Source organism: Amycolatopsis orientalis, from assembly GCF_000943515.2.
Lineage (GTDB): Bacteria > Actinomycetota > Actinomycetes > Mycobacteriales > Pseudonocardiaceae > Amycolatopsis > Amycolatopsis orientalis.
In genome coordinates, this window is record NZ_CP016174.1 from 1,583,007 (window position 1) to 1,600,587 (window position 17,581).

16 protein-coding genes are annotated in these 17,581 nt (G+C 67.5%); 14 read left to right on the plus strand and 2 right to left on the minus strand.

Annotated elements, in window-relative coordinates:
- The first annotated feature begins 28 nt into the window (after positions 1-28).
- Entirely contained in the window at positions 29-1,984 is a 1,956-nt protein-coding gene (locus SD37_RS07550) for an FG-GAP-like repeat-containing protein (protein ID WP_044852441.1), read from the plus strand.
- A 316-nt stretch (positions 1,985-2,300) separates the two neighbouring features.
- Positions 2,301-3,908, plus strand: coding sequence for an arabinofuranosyltransferase AftB family protein (locus SD37_RS07555; RefSeq protein WP_052675006.1), 1,608 nt, complete (start codon positions 2,301-2,303; stop codon positions 3,906-3,908).
- A 3-nt stretch (positions 3,909-3,911) separates the two neighbouring features.
- On the opposite strand, the gene wsfD is transcribed toward SD37_RS07555, so the two are convergent.
- Together wsfD and SD37_RS07565 are read right to left on the minus strand one after the other, a co-directional pair.
- Positions 3,912-5,345: a glycan biosynthesis hexose transferase WsfD gene (gene wsfD, locus SD37_RS07560; protein ID WP_044852808.1), complete on the minus strand. Its 1,434-nt coding sequence runs from the start codon at positions 5,343-5,345 to the stop codon at positions 3,912-3,914.
- Positions 5,346-5,376: 31 nt separating this feature from the next.
- Entirely contained in the window at positions 5,377-6,162 is a 786-nt protein-coding gene (locus SD37_RS07565) for an alpha/beta fold hydrolase (protein ID WP_044852442.1), read from the minus strand.
- Positions 6,163-6,221: 59 nt separating this feature from the next.
- Between SD37_RS07565 and SD37_RS07570 the strand changes: the two genes are divergently transcribed.
- The 12 genes from SD37_RS07570 (at position 6,222) to atpA (ending at position 17,570) form a co-directional block, all read left to right on the plus strand.
- The gene (locus SD37_RS07570; protein WP_044852443.1) at positions 6,222-6,569 is read left to right on the plus strand and encodes a MerR family transcriptional regulator; all 348 of its coding nucleotides are present in this window, start codon (positions 6,222-6,224) and stop codon (positions 6,567-6,569) included.
- Between the two features lie 8 nt (positions 6,570-6,577).
- Positions 6,578-7,126, plus strand: coding sequence for an HD domain-containing protein (locus SD37_RS07575; RefSeq protein WP_044852444.1), 549 nt, complete (start codon positions 6,578-6,580; stop codon positions 7,124-7,126).
- Between the two features lie 84 nt (positions 7,127-7,210).
- Positions 7,211-8,077 carry a peptide chain release factor N(5)-glutamine methyltransferase gene (gene prmC, locus SD37_RS07580; RefSeq protein ID WP_044852445.1) on the plus strand — a complete coding sequence of 289 codons (867 nt, stop codon included), beginning with the start codon at positions 7,211-7,213 and terminating at the stop codon, positions 8,075-8,077.
- A gap of 196 nt (positions 8,078-8,273) precedes the next feature.
- Positions 8,274-10,259, plus strand: a complete 1,986-nt coding sequence (locus SD37_RS07585; protein ID WP_044852446.1) for a M6 family metalloprotease domain-containing protein — start codon at positions 8,274-8,276, stop codon at positions 10,257-10,259.
- Between the two features lie 301 nt (positions 10,260-10,560).
- On the plus strand, positions 10,561-11,211 hold the full coding sequence (locus SD37_RS07590; protein WP_044852447.1) for an L-threonylcarbamoyladenylate synthase: 651 nt from the start codon (positions 10,561-10,563) through the stop codon (positions 11,209-11,211).
- 88 nt (positions 11,212-11,299) lie between these two features.
- Positions 11,300-12,451, plus strand: coding sequence for a glycosyltransferase family 4 protein (locus SD37_RS07595; protein WP_037320046.1), 1,152 nt, complete (start codon positions 11,300-11,302; stop codon positions 12,449-12,451).
- A gap of 56 nt (positions 12,452-12,507) precedes the next feature.
- A complete protein-coding gene (locus tag SD37_RS07600; protein ID WP_044852448.1) occupies positions 12,508-12,963 on the plus strand; it encodes a hypothetical protein in 456 nt (151 codons plus the stop codon).
- 379 nt (positions 12,964-13,342) lie between these two features.
- Positions 13,343-14,140: a F0F1 ATP synthase subunit A gene (atpB, locus tag SD37_RS07605; RefSeq protein WP_044852449.1), complete on the plus strand. Its 798-nt coding sequence runs from the start codon at positions 13,343-13,345 to the stop codon at positions 14,138-14,140.
- Positions 14,141-14,201: 61 nt separating this feature from the next.
- On the plus strand, positions 14,202-14,456 hold the full coding sequence (locus SD37_RS07610) for an ATP synthase subunit c family protein (RefSeq protein WP_044852450.1): 255 nt from the start codon (positions 14,202-14,204) through the stop codon (positions 14,454-14,456).
- Between the two features lie 33 nt (positions 14,457-14,489).
- Positions 14,490-15,050, plus strand: a complete 561-nt coding sequence (locus tag SD37_RS07615; protein ID WP_044852451.1) for a F0F1 ATP synthase subunit B — start codon at positions 14,490-14,492, stop codon at positions 15,048-15,050.
- 6 nt (positions 15,051-15,056) lie between these two features.
- Positions 15,057-15,878, plus strand: a complete 822-nt coding sequence (locus SD37_RS07620) for a F0F1 ATP synthase subunit delta (RefSeq protein ID WP_044852452.1) — start codon at positions 15,057-15,059, stop codon at positions 15,876-15,878.
- A 54-nt stretch (positions 15,879-15,932) separates the two neighbouring features.
- Positions 15,933-17,570 carry a F0F1 ATP synthase subunit alpha gene (atpA, locus tag SD37_RS07625; protein WP_044852453.1) on the plus strand — a complete coding sequence of 546 codons (1,638 nt, stop codon included), beginning with the start codon at positions 15,933-15,935 and terminating at the stop codon, positions 17,568-17,570.
- Positions 17,571-17,581: the final 11 nt, after the last annotated feature.

The following is a 17,581-nucleotide window of genomic DNA, read 5'->3' on the forward strand; positions in this document are numbered from 1 at the left end:
GCCATCACGATCTGAGGGGAAAGTCTTGATGCATCGCTCGAGAGTCGCGGGGTTCGGCGCGCTCACCGCTACTTTGCTCGTAGGTGGTCTGCTGGCCGCTGCGACCGCGAACGCCGTCACCGGTGGCGCTCCGGCGGCGGACGGGAGCTACGCCTTCGCCGCCAAGATCAACACTGAGGGTGCCGCCTGTAGCGGGGCTCTGGTGGCGTCCGAGTGGGTCATCACGTCGGCATCCTGTTTCGCCGGAAATCCGCAGGGTGGCGTCCCGGCCAAGCCGGCCACGGTCACTGTGGGCCGGACCAATCTCGCCGGTACCGCCGGTCGAGTCGCCAAGGTGACGAACCTCGTGGCTCATCCCAGTCGAGCCGTGATGCTCGCGAGGCTGGACGCGACGATCACCGACATCACGCCGGTTCCCGTGGGCGCCGCCGCCGCGAGTGGAGAGAAACTGCGGCTGGCGGGCTACGGTCGCACGGCGACCGAGTGGGTGCCCGACAAGCTGCACTCGGCACTTTTCGCCGTCGGGACGCCGACAGCGACCGAGATCCCGCTCATCGGAGACAACGGTGCGGACGCTTGCAAGGGTGACGCCGGGGGTGCGGTCTTCCGGGAGGTTGCCGGCCGCGCCGAGTTGGCAGGTGTGGTGAGCACTTCCTGGCAGCACGGTTGTCTCGCCGTGACCGAAACGCAGCAGGGCACGACGGCCACGCGCACCGACGATCTTGGCGAGTGGATTCGGCAGCAGACCTTCGTCACGACGGTCAAGGCGGTCGATCACGCGATCACGGTCACGTGGGCGCCGGTCTCGGGTCAGGGTCAGTTGACGTACCGGGTCTACGCGGGAGAGGAGCCCTCGGTTCCAGTGACCGAGGCTCGCCGCATCGGTTCGACGACTGGAACCAGCTTCATCCACAAGTCCCTGCCCGCCAAGAAGACCTTGTACTACCGGGTCGTCACTACGCTGGCCAACGGAACGGATCTGGCGTCCGGCGTGGCTTCGGCGACCACGCCGGTCCCCACGGTGAGTGACTTCTCCGGTGACGGCAAGGATGACATCGCTACCTTCACCCGCGGTAGCACAGCGGATGTCTACGCCGCCGTGTCCGATGGTGCCAAGTTCGTGGGCAATTCGGTCAAGTGGCATGACCGGTTCGCGACGAACAACGAGGTACCGCTGGCCGGTGACTTCGACGGGGACGGCAAAACGGACGTTGTGACCTTCACGCGGGGGACGCTGGGCGACGTGTATGTGGCGCTGTCAGATGGTGGCAAGTTCGTCGGTGACTCGCAGCAGTGGCACGGCGATTTCGCGTTCGGCGAGGAGATTCCGGCGGTCGGTGACTTCGACGGCGACGGGAAGGACGACATCGCGGTCTTCACGCGTGGGACGACTGCGTCTGTCTATGTCGCGTTGTCGGACGGTAAGAAGTTCGTGGGCAACGGCGTGAAGTGGCACGGCCGATTCGCCGGTGGCGCCGAGGTTCCCGTGGTGGGTGATTTCGACGGTGACGGCAAGGATGACATCGCCACCTTCACCCGTGGCACGGCGGGCGACGTCTTCGTGGCGTTTTCGGACGGCGCCAAGTTTGTGGGCGATTCGCTTCAGTGGCACGGTGACTTCGCATTCGGTGACGAGATCCCCGCGTCGGGCGATTTCGACGGCGACGGGAAGGACGACATCGCGGTATTCACGCGTGGGACGGCGGCCGATGTCTATGTGGCGATTTCGAACGGCACGAGATTCGTCGGGAATTCGGTGAAGTGGCACGACAACTTCGCCTATGGGACCGAATTGCCCGCGATCGGTGACTTCACCGGTGACGGCAAGGCTGACATCGTGACCTACACGCGCGGCACCAGGGGCGATGTGTATGTCGGGGCGTCCGATGGGACGAAGTTCGTCGGTGCGTCCGTTCTGTGGCATGGCGATTTCGCCTTCGGTGAAGAGGTGACCGTGCCAAGGGCGTTCGCGCTCGGATTCTGATTTGTCCGTCCTGCGCCGGGCAGAGCGCCATTGCCCTGCCCGGCGCACGTCCATTTCGTGTACACGATAGAGTGAGGCAAGATCGTTTACGGGTCTTGCCCAGTCATCGACAGCGTTGTCGCGTCACGGAACTCTGGGTGGTTGTTCGTCTTTCAGTTACCTGGAGAACCAGTTGAGCACAGTCACCGCTGAATCCGTATCCCTGCCCGACGGGGCCGGTGAAATTCGCATTCGAAGCAGTGTTCGGATGTGGAACTGGGGCGTAATGGCGGCCACGCTCGTGGCCTTTGTGTTTTTGGCCTGGCAGCGACGCTGGATGAGTGATGACGGGCTGATCGTGTTGCGGACGGTCCGGCAGATCCTCGCGGGTAACGGCCCGGTCTTCAACGTGGGCGAGCGGGTCGAGGCCAACACCAGCACGCTATGGACGGCGGTACTTGTCCTGGTCGGCTGGATCCCGGGCATCAGCCTTGAGTGGATCGCGGTGCTCGTCGGGCTGGTGTTCTCGGCAGGGGGGCTGTTCTTGGGGCTCGACGGGGCGCGGCGGCTCGCCGGGCCTGCCGCGTCCACCTTCGTGTTCCCGGCTGGCGCACTGGTCGTCCTGGCGTTGCCGCCGTTTCGTGATTTCGCGACCTCTGGTCTGGAGACCGGGCTGATCGGCCTGTGGCTCGGCGGGACGTGGTGGCTTCTGGTGCGCAGGGGAACCGAGCGGCCGTTCGGCCCGGTGTGGTCGACCGCGGTGGTCATCGGGCTCGGTCCGCTCGTGCGCCCGGATCTCGCTCTGTTCAGCTTGACGGCGATGGCCGGGTTGCTGGTGCTCACGTGGCGGGGCTGGCGCCATACTCTGGTTCCGCTGGCGGCCGCGGCTGTGCTTCCGGCGTCGTATCAGGTGTTCCGGATGGGCTACTACGGTCTGATCACGCCGAACACGGCGCTGGTGAAGGAAGCCTCCGAGGCTTTGTGGGACAGCGGATGGGCGTACTTCGGCGACTTCACCGACCCCTATCTGCTGTGGATCCCGATCGCCGGATGTCTGCTCGCCGGGGTGACCTTGATCTGGCGGAAGTCCGTGAATCGCCAGATCGTGGTGCTGGTGGCCGTGCCGCTGGCGGGTGCCGTCATGCTGGCGGCGTATGTCGTCCGCGTCGGTGGCGACTTCATGCACGGGAGGATGTTGCTTCCGGCGACGTTCTGTCTGCTGCTACCGGTGATGGCGATCAGGGTCACCAGGCTGACTTTCGTGCCGGTCGTCGCGGTCGCCGTCTGGGCTGTGGTCGCCGGTGGCTGGCTACGAACCCCCTATGCCGGACTCGAGGAACCGATCGACGAGCGTGAGGTCATCGCCGACGAGCGCGCCGCCTACGTCGCGGCCAGCGGGACGGAGTACCCGATCTTGGCGCGGGATTTCCGGTTGTTCGTGGAGATGGCCGACGACGCGCGTAGGCAGCTTGCCGCGCAGCAGGCCCCGGCCGTTCACGTGGACGCGCCCCCCACGGGCTGGGTCGCGTATCCCTCGGCGAACGGCCGTGACGTGCTCAGCTACTTCAACATCGGCGGCCCTGGCATGCTGCTGCCGCTCGACGTGTGGGTGCACGACCCGATCGGGCTCGCCAACCCGGTGGCCGCGCACAGCACCACCGTGCCAGGGCGACGGATCGGGCACAGCAAGTTCGCCGGTTCCAACTGGGAGGTCGCAGGCCTCGCCGAAGGACCGACCGAGGACCTGGCGGCACGGGGCCAGTACAAGCAGGACAATCTCGACGCGATCCGGAGAACCCTGGCCTGCTCGCACACTCAGGAGATGCTCGACTCCGTCCGTGCACCGCTGACCTTCGAACGCTTCTGGGACAACCTGATCCACTCCGTCGGCCGAAGCGGACTGCGCTACGACCGCAATCCCGACAAGGCGCAAGTCTGCGGATGAGCGTCAACCCGAGACGGACGCCGTCTCCGGCTTGTGTTCCTCGACGACCGGCGGCTCCTCTTTGCGCCGCGGCAGGAACGAGAGGGCGGCAAAGGCGGCGGCCAGCAGGGTCGGGTAGATCGTCAGCTGCTGGTGCTTGACGTTCTCGATCCCTTCCGCGAGGCCGGAGACCAGGAGCTGGCCCATCGCGAAGAACAGGAACATCAGCACCACGATGCCGACGTCACGGCGGCCGGTGCGGTTGCGGAAGGCACGGAAGCCCGCCCAGCCGATGAGCAGCCAGATCGGCAGCAGGGCGAACAGGCCGAGCGGCGCGATCCAGCCGGTGATCCCGGACAGGACGGGGATCCGGTACTCCTTGGCGAGCGGCGGCTGCCCGGCGTGCTCGCCGAAGCTGCCCAGGTTCGGCACCCGCGCGGTCAGCGTCTCCTGCGCGGACCGGTGCAGCATCTCGACCACGCGCACCGGGTGCTCCAGGTAGTACTGGGCGACATTGCGGCGGCTGATCTTGTCGCGGTACTGGGCGTACTCGGGGGAGCGCCAGGCCGCGTTCGCGCTCCACCAGCCCGTGCCGACGTACTTCGCGAACTCCGGTGGGAGGCCCAGCGCGGCGAGATCGCCGGCGGTGTCGTGCTTGCCGTCCACGATTCCGTTGAACACGACGTGGTACATGTTGGCCTCGCGGTATTCCGCGTTGGCCGAGTCGCCCGCGCCCTGCACCAGCGCGGTACCCGTGCCGACGACGGCGAGGACGGCCAGCGGCAGCGCCCACCGCGCCAGGCCCCGGGTGCCCGGCGGGCGGACGAACAGCAGCGCGAGCGCGAACAGCGGGATCAGCAGCAGCGTCTGCGACTTCGCGTTGATCCCGATCATCGCGCCGAGCACGGTGACCGCGGCGCCGGTGTAGCGCCACGGCCCGGTGCGGTGCATCAGCAGGAGCCCGCCGGCGAGCAGGAGCATCCCGACGAAGGCGGCGCCCTCGCTCAGCACGGAGGCGAAGTATCCGAAGAAGGCCGAGTCCGCGGCGACCAGCAGCAGCGCGACCGTGGCGATGACGCTGTTCCGGGCCGAAAGGCGCAGGCCGACGACGATCGCGGCGATCCCGCCCGCGACCAGCAGGCAGCCCAGCACACCCAGGACGAGCAGGTTCAGGATCGCGGACGAGCCGAGCAGCTGCCCGATCTCACTGGCGATCTTGTCGATCCAGCTCTGGCTGGAGATGTACTCGCTGTTGCAGGCCGGGGCGGGGCCGTAGGAGAAGCGGACGAAGTACTCCGAAGGCCTGTCGAGTTCGCGGGCGCCGAGCCGGCACAGGATGCGCCAGCCGTCGCCGTTGTCCGCCATGCCGATCGGGCGCGGCACCAGGAAACGCACGAGTAACACCCCGAGGGCGGCGAAAAACACGCCGAGGGTCAGTCGGATTTCCCGGATCTTCACCCGCGTCACCTTAGAAGATTCCGCAGGGTGATCAGTTCGTACCCTCTCCAACACTTGCGTCGAGGAACTTTTGAATCGCGGCGAGCCATTCGTCGCGGGCCTCGACGCCGATGCCGTGTCCCGCCTCGATCTCGATCAGTTCGGCACCGGGGATCCCGGCCGCGAGTTCGCGGGAATGCGCGGGCGGGGCGAGGCCGTCCTGTGTCGTGGCGATGACCAGGGCCGGGACCGAGATCCCGGCCAGCTCGGCGCGGGTGTCGACGCCGGCGACCAGGCCGACGTGCTCGGGGCTGCCCGCCGGGATGTACCCGGCCAGCCCGTCGATGGCGGCTTCGAGTTCAGCCGGCGTGAGGGCGTTCAGATGCCGCTCACCGGTGGCGGCGAAGGTGAGGAACTTCGCCAGCAGCCTGCGGTCGCCGTCCAGCAGCTCGCGCCAGATGTCGACGGCCAGCAGGAGCCGGTTGTCCGGCTTCGTGAACCCGGCGGTCAGGATGAGGCCGGTGACCCGTTCGGGATGCCGGGTCGCGATCCGCACGGCGACGCCGGTACCCAGGGAGTAGCCGAGGATCGCGAAGCGTTCGAGCCCGGCGTCGACGGCGATGGCGACGAGTTCGTCGGCGACGGAGTCGAGGTCCAGCGGGCCGGTGGCGCGCGGCGTGGCCCCGGAGCCGGGATAGTCGGGGCCGACGACGGTGTGGGTGCGTGCGAGGTCGTCGAGGATGGCGCCGAAGTTGCCCTCGACGCTGCCGCCGCCACCGTGGGCGAGCAGCAGGCCGGGGCCGGAACCGCGGACGACGTGAGCGAAATGATTCGTCATGCCGGCGACGTTAAGTACTGACATCGATGTGAAGGTCAACCACGGATGATGGGGGTCACATGCTGATCGGCGAGCTGTCCCGTCGCACCGGCGTGAGCCAGCGGCTGCTGCGCTACTACGAGGAACAGGGATTGCTGGTCTCGCGGCGCGATTCCAACGGCTACCGCACCTTCGACGACGACGCGGTCACCACCGTGCGGCAGATCCGCGCGCTGCTCGGGGCCGGGCTGAGCACCCAGGTCATCGCCAAGGTGCTGCCCTGCGCGAACGGGGAACTCCCGGAACTGGACCTGTGCCCGACGGTGGTGACGGAGATCCGCCGTGAACTGGCCGAGATGGACGACCGGATCGACACGCTCCGGCAGCGGCGGGGGACACTGGCCGGATATCTCGTCGTCGACGCGTAGGGAGCAGTGTGGAAGCCCTGGCCAGATTCGGATTCGAACTCGGCGTGCTCAAGCGGATCCGGCGGGCGGGCTGGTGGCAGGCCGGGGTCCGTGATCCCGAATCCGTCGCCGAGCACACCACGCGGGTCGCGCAGCTGGCCGGGCTGCTGGCTGCCGAGGGCGGCGCCGACCCGGCGCGGGCGGCGTACCTCGCGCTCTGGCACGACACGCAGGAAACGCGGACCGGCGACCTCCCGCATACGATCAAGGGTTTCGTCGAGAAGCCGGATCCGCGGGCGATCACCGCGGCGCAGACGTCGGCCCTGCCCGGCGCCGCCCGTGACTCGGTGCGGGACGCCGTCGAGGAGTACGAAACCGCGCAGAGCCCGGAGGCCCTGTACGCGCGCGACGCCGACAAGCTCGAGATGCTGCTTCAGGCCGTCGAGTACCGCGATATCGGCGTAAAAAACGTCGACGAATGGATCGCTTCGGCGACGAAGAGCCTTCAGACCGACCTCGCGCGGCGAGTGGCCGAAGCGGCGCTGACGTTGTCGTCGCTCTCGTGGCGGGTGCGCTGAAGGGAATCGATACCCTGAGCCCGCGTGTATCGACCCCGGCACGCGTGCCTCGTGTGTCAGGCTTGACTCTGTGAAGGAACATCAGTGAACCGGCAGCCGTTGCGCCTCGCCATCATGGAAGCGACCCGGATCCTCACCGAGGCCGGTGTGGCGTCACCGCGCTCGGACGCGGAGATCATCGCCTCCCATGTCCTCGGCGTCGACCGCGGCCGCCTGCCGATGGTGCCGCTGGTGGACCCGCCGGTCATCGACGCGATCGGCCAGCTGGTGAACCAGCGCGCCAAACGGATCCCTCTGCAGTACCTGACCGGATGGGCCGCGCTCGGCGACATCACGGTCAACGTCGGCGCCGGGGTCTTCGTCCCGCGCCCGGAGACCGAACTGCTCCTGGAATGGGGCCTCAAACTGCTGCACGGACGCGAGTACCCGGTGGTGGTCGACCTGTGCACCGGCTCCGGCGCGCTGGCGCTGGCCGTGCAGCACGCGCGGCCGGACGCCGTCGTCTACGCCGTCGACATCGACGCCCAGGCGCTCGCCTGGGCCCGGCACAACGCCGACGTCCACGCCGACGCGGGGGACACGCCCATCCGGCTGTACTCCGGCGACGTCGCGGACAGCACGATGTTCGCCGAACTCGACGGACTCGTCGACCTGGTCCTGTGCAATCCGCCGTACGTGCCGGAAGGGACGCCGGTGCCGCCGGAGGTCGCCGAGCACGACCCGGCGCGGGCGGTGTTCGCGGAGGAGAGCGGCCTGGCGGTGATCCGGCACGCGATCGCGGCCGCCGCGCGGCTGCTGCGGCCCACCGGCGGGATGGCGATCGAACACGACGACACGCACGGCTCCGCCGTCCCGGCGCTGGTCCGGGCGCGCCGGGTGCTGACCGACGTCCAGGGGCACCTCGACCTCGCGGGACGCCCTCGGTTCGTCACCGCCCTGCGCGTCTCCTGACGTCCTTCCCCTCGCGTTTCGTCCTCTGGATGCGGTACTTGCGCGTGCAACCACCGCATCCAGAGGACGAAACGCGGGAGAGCGGCGCCGGGTAGTTAGCGGGACTCACGACTTCCGGCGGTGCCCAGGGCAAAGCCCACCTCCTAACGTCGACCAAGGCCGCCTGATCGGCGGTCCGACTGGGAGGTGTACCCCGATGCGATCGTCTCTCCGACGAACCCCACTCAGAACACTCGCCGTCCTCGCCACCGCCGTACTGCTGCCGGGCCTTCTCGCCGAGCCCGCGTCCGCCGCGGCGCCCGTGCGGGGCTGGCCGGCCCCGATCGACGGGTCGACCTGGGAGAACCAGGACCACATGACGTGGGACGACTACCGCAAGCCACCCGGCACCAACTGGGCCGATCCCGCGCTGAAGCCGACCAAGCGGATGTTCAAGGGCGCCGTGGTGCTCGCGGACTACCCGGATCAGGAATTCGCCGTCACGCAGGCCCCGCACTCGACGGTGTTCGGCAACCCCGGCCCCGCCGCCAGCAACATCCCCCGGGATGGTGTCGCGAAGTTCTACCAGGACTTCCTCAACAAGCCGCAGGCGCTCAACCACGGCCACACGATCAACGAATACTGGATGGAGGACTCCGGCGGCAGGCTGGGCGTCGAACTGACCGCGTTCGGGCCGTACCGGCTGCCGGGCAAGTCCTTCGAATACGGCATGGAGTTCCAGCCGGACGCCTGCCCGCCCACCGCGAACTGCAAGCGTGACCTGCGCGCGGACGCGGGCGCGGCCTGGCGGGCCGACGTCGGTGACGTCGCCAAGCAGTTCGACTTCATCTTCTATCTTTCCGCCGGTCAGGACGAGAGTTCGACCTGGCAGGAATTCGGCGTGATGAAATTCGGCGAGCCGGGCAACGTCCCCGACGAATTCGGCCCCGGTGTCGAAGGAATGCCGAACGCCGCGTCCACCCGGTACGTTCCGTGGACGTCGTGGAAATCCGCGTCGAGCATCTGGCCGAACGCGGTCACCGGCTCCTCGACCCAGGCGGAAAGCTCGGGTCAGGCCGTTTACGCGCACGAATTCAGCCACATTCTCGGCATCGGCGACAACTACAACAACCCGTTCGGCAACCCGCCGTCCCGTGCGTACACCGGGCCGTGGGAGATGATGTCCCGCGGCACCTTCAACGGCCCGGGCGGACCGCACACCCGCTGGCAGATCCCGGCGACGCAGGGCGGTTCGATGGGTGCGCACCACATGCTGCGCACCAAGATGAAGCTCGACATCATCGACCCCGAAGACGTGCTCAAACTCGACCGCAACCAGCTCGCGAAGTCCGGCCCGGTTTCGGCGCGGATCACGGCGCGTTCGGTGCTGCCGGGACAGGGCGCGTACAGCGGGATCAACATCGCGCTCACCGGCGGGGACCTTTCGCCGAAATGCGACCGCTCGAAGGATCCGTTCTGCGACGGCGGCGGATACAACAATTACACCGTCGAGGTCGTCGACCGGATGGGCAGCGATTCCTTCGCACCCGATTCCGGTGTCCTCATCGCGAAGACCAAGAACCAGGACAACGCGCCGTTCGAATGGATCGTCGACGCGAACCCGGCCGACATCGGCATGACCGACTACAAGAAGCCGGACGGCACCCCGGTGCCGATCCCCATCGGCGACTACCGCCAGCTCAACGACGCCGCGTTCAAGGCGGGCACCGGTTCGGCGAGCAAGTACGAGTACACCGATCAGGCGAACCGGCTGAAGTTCCTGGTCTCGGACGTCGAGCGCGACCGCAAGGGCGTGCTGTCCTACGTCGTCACGGTGGCCTCGCTCGACGGCGCCGGAGCGCAGGCCAGGGGTGTCTCGCTGTGGCCGTCGGCCCCGGCGTTCGCCAGGAACGGCCTCGCGAGCTGCTCGTTCCCGGTGTTCAACACCGGCGACGCGAAGGGTGCGGCGGCGCCGTACGACACCGACACCTACCGCTTGAGCGCGTCCACCAGCGCGAAGGGCTGGGAAGTGCGGCTGCCGAACGAGCTGTCCACCGTCCCGTTCGGCGGCCGGTCCTCGGCGACGGCACACGCCAAGCGGGCCGCGGGCGGTGACCACGTCGCGCACATCAAGCTGACCGCGACGTCGATCGCCGACCCGGCGAAGACGGCGACGTCGGTCTGTACCGCGTTCGCCTTCTGATCCGAGTGGGCTCGTGACCCCGCCGTCCGCCGCAGTCTGAGGTCCGGGGGCTGGTCGTGAGTGTTGAGTGTCGTTAGAACGACACTCAACACTCACGACCAGCACGGTGTGCTCGGTGCAGGGCCTACCCGTGCCGCTGTCCCGTCCGCCTCACCGAAAGGTGAAAAGGGCTCACCGCACGCGCGGCCGCCCTCCCGCCGTCCCCAGGCGAGCGCCTTCTGATCCGAGTCGGCTCGTGAGTGGTAATGGTGGTTCTAACCGTCATTACCACTCACGAGGCCGCAGGCTAGGCTCATCTGCCATGAGTGCGGTGTACGACTGCAGCAAGCGTGAAACGCGGGCCGACGGGCTCGCCGCGGCGGCGAGCGCGGTGCGCTCCAGCCGCCTCGTCGTCCTCCCGACCGACACGGTCTACGGCATCGGCGCGGACGCCTTCGACGCCGGCGCCGTCCAATCCCTCCTGCGGGCCAAGAACCGCGGCCCGGACATGCCGGTCGGTGTCCTCGTCGGCTCCTGGTCCACTGTGGACGGACTGGTGCTCGGCACGCCGCCGCAGGCCCGCGCGCTCATCGAAGCCTTCTGGCCCGGCGACCTGTCCATCATCCTTCCGCACGCGCCGAGCCTGCAGTGGAATCTGGGCCAGTCACGCGGAACGGTGATGCTGCGCATGCCGCTGCACCCGGTCGCGCTGGAACTGCTGCGTGACGTCGGCCCGATGGCGGTCTCCAGCGCCAACGTCTCCGGGCAGCCGCCCGCCACCACCGCACAGGAAGCGGTCGACCAGCTCGGCGACAGCGTCGCGGTCTATCTCGACGGTGGCTCGTCCGGTGAGCCCGTTCCGTCCACGATGGTCGATCTCACCGGCGACGACCCGGTCATCCTGCGGGAGGGCGCGGTCAGCCGCGCGGCGGTCGCGGAAGTACTGGGTGTGCCCGCGGAGTCACTCGCCTGATTCACCGGGTGTCAGTACCGTTGGCCGCCGTATCCCCCCAGCGCGGTAGCGTGTTCAGGTGACTTGGACCTCGGCGGCGTAACGCACCATGCCTCCCACGCAAGGCCTCCCGATCCGGGAATACCTCCTCGTCGCCCTCACCGCGGCGGCCGTTACCTTCCTGCTCACCGGCGTGGTGCGCCGGGTCGCCATCCGGATCGGGGCGATCGCCAACCCGCGGGCCCGTGACGTGCACGTCACCCCGATCCCGCGGATGGGCGGCATCGGCATCTTCCTGGGTGTCGCCGCCGCGATGGGGCTCGCGCACCAGCTGCCCGCGCTGAGCCGCGGCTTCGACTTCTCCTTCGACTCGCTGGGTGTCCTGCTCGCCGCGGGGGTCATCTCCCTGATCGGCGCGCTCGACGACCGGTTCGAGCTGGACGCCTGGACGAAACTGGCGGGTCAGGTCATGTGCGCCGGGATCCTGGTGATCTTCGGCGTGCAGTGGGTGTCCTTCTGGGTCCCGTGGGGCGGTGGCGGCGAGTCCTTCGGCCAGGTGCTGGTGCTGGACAAGAACCAGGGTGCGCTGCTGACCGTCGTGCTGGTGGTCGTCATGGTCAACGCGATGAACTTCGTCGACGGCCTCGACGGGCTCGCCGGCGGCCTCGGCTTCATCGCCGCGGCGGCGACGTGCTCGTTCTCCCTCGGCCTGCTCGACTCTTCGGGCGGCGACGTCGGCGCGTACCCGCCCGCCCTCATCGCGGCGACGCTCGCCGGGGCCTGTCTGGGCTTCCTGCCGTACAACTTCCAGCCCGCGAAGATCTTCATGGGCGACTCGGGCTCGATGATGATCGGGCTCATGCTGGCCGGTGCGACGACGTCCGCGTCGGGCCGTGTGCCGTACCCGCAGTTCAGCGGTAAGGACGCGCTCGCGCTGCTCTCGCCGCTCGTCGTGGTCGCCGCGGTGCTGTTCGTGCCGATGCTCGACCTGATCATGGCGGTCGTCCGCCGTACCCGTCGCGGCGAGAGCCCGTTCGCCGCGGACAAGATGCACCTGCACCACCGCCTGCTGGAGATCGGCCATTCGCAGCGCCGCGCGGTACTGCTCATCTACTTGTGGGCGGGCCTGCTCGCGTTCGGCGCGGTTTCGGTGACACTCTTCGACAGTGTCGCGGTTTTCTGGATTGTCGGATTCGGTTTCCTGCTGGCGACGTTGGTGTCGGTCATCCCCAGGCTGCGTTCGCGGAACCGGACTGCTTGAAAGCCGAAACCGGCACGGGCCTACACTGGCGGGCTGAGACGACCAGGGAGCTTTCTGTGAGCGAGACCGAGAAGACCGTCGAGGCGGAGGAGAACCCCCACGCCAAGGTGGTTCTGCAGGCGGCCAACGCGATGATGAAGGCGTCCCTGATGCTGGTCCCGCCCGCGGTGCTCGTATGCGTCGTGGTCTTCACCATCCTCAATGGACTCCCTGGCCTGCTCGGCTCGGTCATCGGCGGCGTGCTCGCCATCGTGTCCGCGCTCGCGACGCTGGGCCTCATGCGCTTCAGCGCGGGGATGGACCCGATGTTCGTCATGGTGATCGCTCTCGGTGGTTACGTGCTCAAGATCGTCCTGCTTTTCGCGGCGCTGAGCCTGCTTCGCGGAGTGACCTCGATCCAGCCGATGGCGCTGGGTGTCACCATGATCGTCGCGATTCTCGTCGCCGCGGCCGTGGAGTTCGCGGCGTTCCGCAAGACCAAGATCCCGACGATCATCCCCGCCTCCCGCTGATCGCGGGACCGAGGTCCTGGCCTGGGACGGGACCTAGGTCCTCGGCTGATCGGGGGCAATGTAGTACGCCTGTACGGCCCGTCGGTACCTGCTGATATGGTCCGCGTATGGGCGGCGGCCTCGGCTGCCGGCTCCTGATGACGAACCCCGAACAGCAGTGTGGCGACGGTGTTGAATCGTCCCCTCTTACCCGCTGGTAGGCGTCTGTCTCCCGGGAGCACTGCATCGAGAATCCTCGTGTGCGGAACGTGAAACCGTGTTCAGCACAACGTGGGGTGGCCGCCTCCGACGGCCCGATACGTGTCGGGTACGTTAAGTCCAGATCGTGACGATTCCCCCGGCGGAGTGAACGCCGGCCGGGAGAACCGGAAGGAGCCCAGTGGGCGCGCTGGTACTAGCCGAGGGTGCGGAGTTCACGCCGCCTGGCGTCAAAGACTTCAACCTACCGCCGTTGTTCGGCTCCGGCTATTGGTTGAGCTTCACCAAGCCGATGTTGCTGGTGGTCATCTCCCTGATCATCCTCGTCACCTACTTCATGGTGTCGTCGCGCAGGCTGAAGGTCGTCCCGGGCAAGGGACAGTTCATCGCCGAATCGATTTACAACTTCGGCCGCAACAACATCGCGCGGGAACAGATCGGCTCTGCCGACTTCAAGCCGTTCATTCCGCTGGTCCTGGGTCTGTTCAGCTTCGTGCTGGTGAACAACATCTTCGGGATCATCCCGTTCTTCCAGTTCCCGACCATGGCGCGAATCGGCTTCCCGGTCGCCCTCGCGTTCCTTGTCGTTTACCCGGTGTACCACTACGTCGGGTTCAAACGCCACGGTTTCAAGGGCTACCTGAAGAAGGAACTGGCGCCGGCGGGTATTCCCGGGTTCGTTCTGCCGCTGTACTCCACCATCGAGTTCGCGCAGAAGTTCTTCATCGCCCCGGCCACGCTGGCGATCCGAGTTTTCGCGGCGATGTTCGCCGGGCACCTGATCATCATGGTCTTCACGCTCGGTGGGAGCTTCCTGCTGACCGAGGGCGAAGGAATCGTGAAGGTCGCGTCGCCGGTGGCGTTCCTCTTCGCCATCGCGATGACCTTCCTGGAGGCATTCATCCAGGTCCTGCAGGCATACATTTTCGCACTGCTGTCCGCAGGGTACATCGGCGCCGCGCTGGCGTCGGAGCACTGAGAAACACCAAAAGCCCCCGATCCGCGTGAGTCGCGCGGACCGAGTTTGAAGGGAAACGCACGTGAGCAACATCGTTCTTGCGCAGGCTGCCGAGGCCGCTACCAACATCAACCCGGGTCTCGCCGCCATCGGTTACGGCCTCGGCGCGATCGGCCCCGGTATCGGTGTGGGTCTGATCTTCGCCGCGGTCATCAACGGTACCGCCCGTCAGCCGGAGGCCCAGGGCAAGCTGCAGAGCATCGCCTTCTCCACCTTCGTGCTGACCGAGGTGCTCGCGCTGATCGGTATTGTTATCTACTTCCTCGCCTCCGCCTAAGGCTGAGTTCCGCTCATCGCTTAAGGAGACGTTGTGCTGAAGACCGAATTGGCGTTGGCCGCCGCTGAAGCGCCGCCCAACCCGATCGTGCCGCACATTCCCGAGCTCATCCTCGGTTTCATCGCCTTCCTTCTGCTGCTGTTCGTTCTGAAGAAGTACGTCGTCCCGCGTTTCGAGGCGGCATACGAAGAGCGGACCAAGCTGATCGAGGGTGGCATCGAGCGAGCCGAGAAGGCACAGGCCGAAGCCGAAGAAAACCTCGCGCAGTACAAGGCGCAGCTGGCGGAAGCCCGTTCCGAGGCCGCGAAGATCCGCGACGACGCCCGGCTCGAAGCCGAGCAGATCAAGGCGGAGCTTCGCACCGAGGCGGAGGCCGAGTCCCAGCGCATCGTCGCCCAGGGGCAGGCTCAGCTGCAGGCCCAGAAGGCGCAGATCATCGCCGAGCTGCGCGCCGAACTCGGCCGCAACTCCGTCGAGCTGGCCAGCCGCATCGTCGGCGAGTCGCTCGCGGACGACGCGCGCCGTCACGGCACCGTGGACCGGTTCCTTGCCGAGCTGGAGACCGCGGGTGCCTCCAACGGAGCGGGAAAGTAGACCAGAATGACGCTGCATGCTGCGAGCCGTGAAGCGCTCGACCTCGCCGAGAATCGTCTCGGCGAGGTACTGGCCGCCGCGGGTACGGACCCGGCGACGGTCGGCGACGAGCTGCTTTCGGTCGTCGCCCTGCTGGACCGGGAGATCGGCCTGCGCCGGGCCGTCGCCGACGGTTCTGCCACGCCCGAAGCCCGGATCGGCCTCGCTCGCGGGATCCTCGCGGGCAAGGTTTCCGAGCCGGCCCTGCAGGTGCTCGACTCCGTGGCTGGCAGCCGCTGGTCGAGCCCGCGCGAACTGACCGACGGGCTCGAGGCCCTCGGCCGCTCGGCGCTGCTCACCAGTGCGGAGAAGTCCGGGAACATCGACGCTGTCGAAGACCAGCTGTTCCGGGTCACTCGTATCGTTGCGGGTGCGCCGGAGCTCGAACAGGCGCTGTCCGACCTGACCGCTCCCGCCGAGGCGAAGCGGACCCTCGTCCGCACCCTGTTCGCCGACAAGGTGGACGTGGTCACCGAGACCCTCGTCGAGCAGGTCGTCCTGCGCGCCAAGGGACGCGGGGTCGCCAACGCCCTCGAGCGGCTGGTCCAGCTGGCCGCGGAACGCCGTCAGCGCTCGGTCGCCCAGGTGACCAGCGCCAGCGCGCTGTCCGACGAGCAGCACGCTCGGCTGAGCGAGAAGCTCAACGCCCTTTACGGGCGGCAGCTCGCGCTGCACGTCGAGGTCGACCCGTCACTGGGCGGCGGACTCGTCGTCCGCGTCGGCGACGAGGTCATCGACGGCAGCACCGCGGGGCGTATCGACGCCCTGCGTCGCCGGCTGGCTGGCTGACCCCACAACAACGACTTTGCACACTGGCACGAACGAAGCGAGAGCGGGATTGAAATGGCGGAGCTGACGATCTCCTCGGATGAGATCCGTAGCGCGATCGAGAACTACGTCTCGAGTTACGCCCCGGACGTGAGCCGGGAAGAAGTTGGCGTCGTCATCGACGCCGGTGACGGCATCGCCCACGTAGAGGGCCTTCCCTCGGCGATGGCCAACGAGCTGCTCGAGTTCCCCGGCGGGGTCCTCGGGGTGGCGCTGAACCTGGACGCGCGCTCCATCGGTGCCGCGATCCTCGGTGACTTCGAGACCGTCGTCGAAGGCCAGCAGGTCAAGCGGACCGGTCAGGTCCTCTCGGTTCCGGTCGGCGAGGGCTACCTCGGCCGCGTCGTGAACCCGCTGGGCGCCCCGATCGACGGCCTCGGCGAGATCGAGACCACCGACCGTCGTCCGCTGGAGGTCAAGGCCGCTTCGGTGGTCGAGCGCCAGCCGGTGTCGGAGCCGCTGCAGACCGGTATCACCGCGATCGACGCGATGACCCCGATCGGCCGTGGCCAGCGTCAGCTGATCATCGGTGACCGCAAGACCGGTAAGACGGCCGTCGCGGTGGACACGATCATCAACCAGAAGGCCAACTGGGACTCCGGCGACCCGAAGAAGCAGGTTCGCTGCATCTACGTCGCGGTCGGCCAGAAGGGCTCCACGATCGCCGCGGTGAAGAAGTCCCTCGAGGACGCCGGCGCGATGGAGTACACCACCATCGTCGCGGCCCCCGCGTCGGACTCCGCCGGCTTCAAGTGGATCGCGCCGTACACCGGTTCGGCCATCGGCCAGCACTGGATGTACGAGGGCAAGCACGTCCTCATCGTGTTCGACGACCTGACCAAGCAGGCCGACGCCTATCGCGCGATCTCGCTGCTGCTGCGCCGCCCGCCGGGCCGTGAAGCCTTCCCCGGCGACGTCTTCTACTTGCACTCCCGTCTCCTCGAGCGCTGCGCGAAGCTCTCGGACGAGCTGGGCGCGGGCTCGCTGACCGGTCTCCCGATCATCGAGACCAAGGCGAACGACGTGTCGGCCTACATCCCGACCAACGTCATTTCGATCACCGACGGTCAGTGCTTCTTCCAGTCGGACCTGTTCAACGCCGGTCAGCGCCCGGCCATCGACGTGGGTATCTCGGTTTCCCGCGTGGGTGGTGCCGCGCAGGTCAAGGCGATGAAGGACGTTTCGGGTTCGCTCCGTATCGACCTGTCGCAGTACCGCGAGCTGGAGGCCTTCGCGGCCTTCGCTTCGGACCTCGACGACGCGTCGAAGGCGCAGCTCGAGCGTGGTGCTCGCCTGTACGAGGTGCTCAAGCAGCCGCAGTACTCGCCGATCCCGGTCGAGGAGCAGGTCGTCACGGTGTACCTCGGCACGAACGGTCACTTCGACACCGTTCCCACCGAGGACGTGCGTCGCTTCCGCGACGAGTTCGTCGACTCCGCGCGTCGCAAGCACGGAGAGCTCCTCAAGGACATCCGCGAGTCGGGCAAGTTCTCCAAGGAGACCGCTTCCGGGCTGGTCGACGCGGTGAACGAGTTCAAGAAGGAGTTCACCACCTCCGAGGGCAAGAGCCTGGTCGAGGTCTCCGACGCGATGGACGCCGAGAAGGTCGGGCAGGAGACCGTCAAGGTCAACAAGCCCGCCCCGAAGAAGTGAGCTGATAGCTC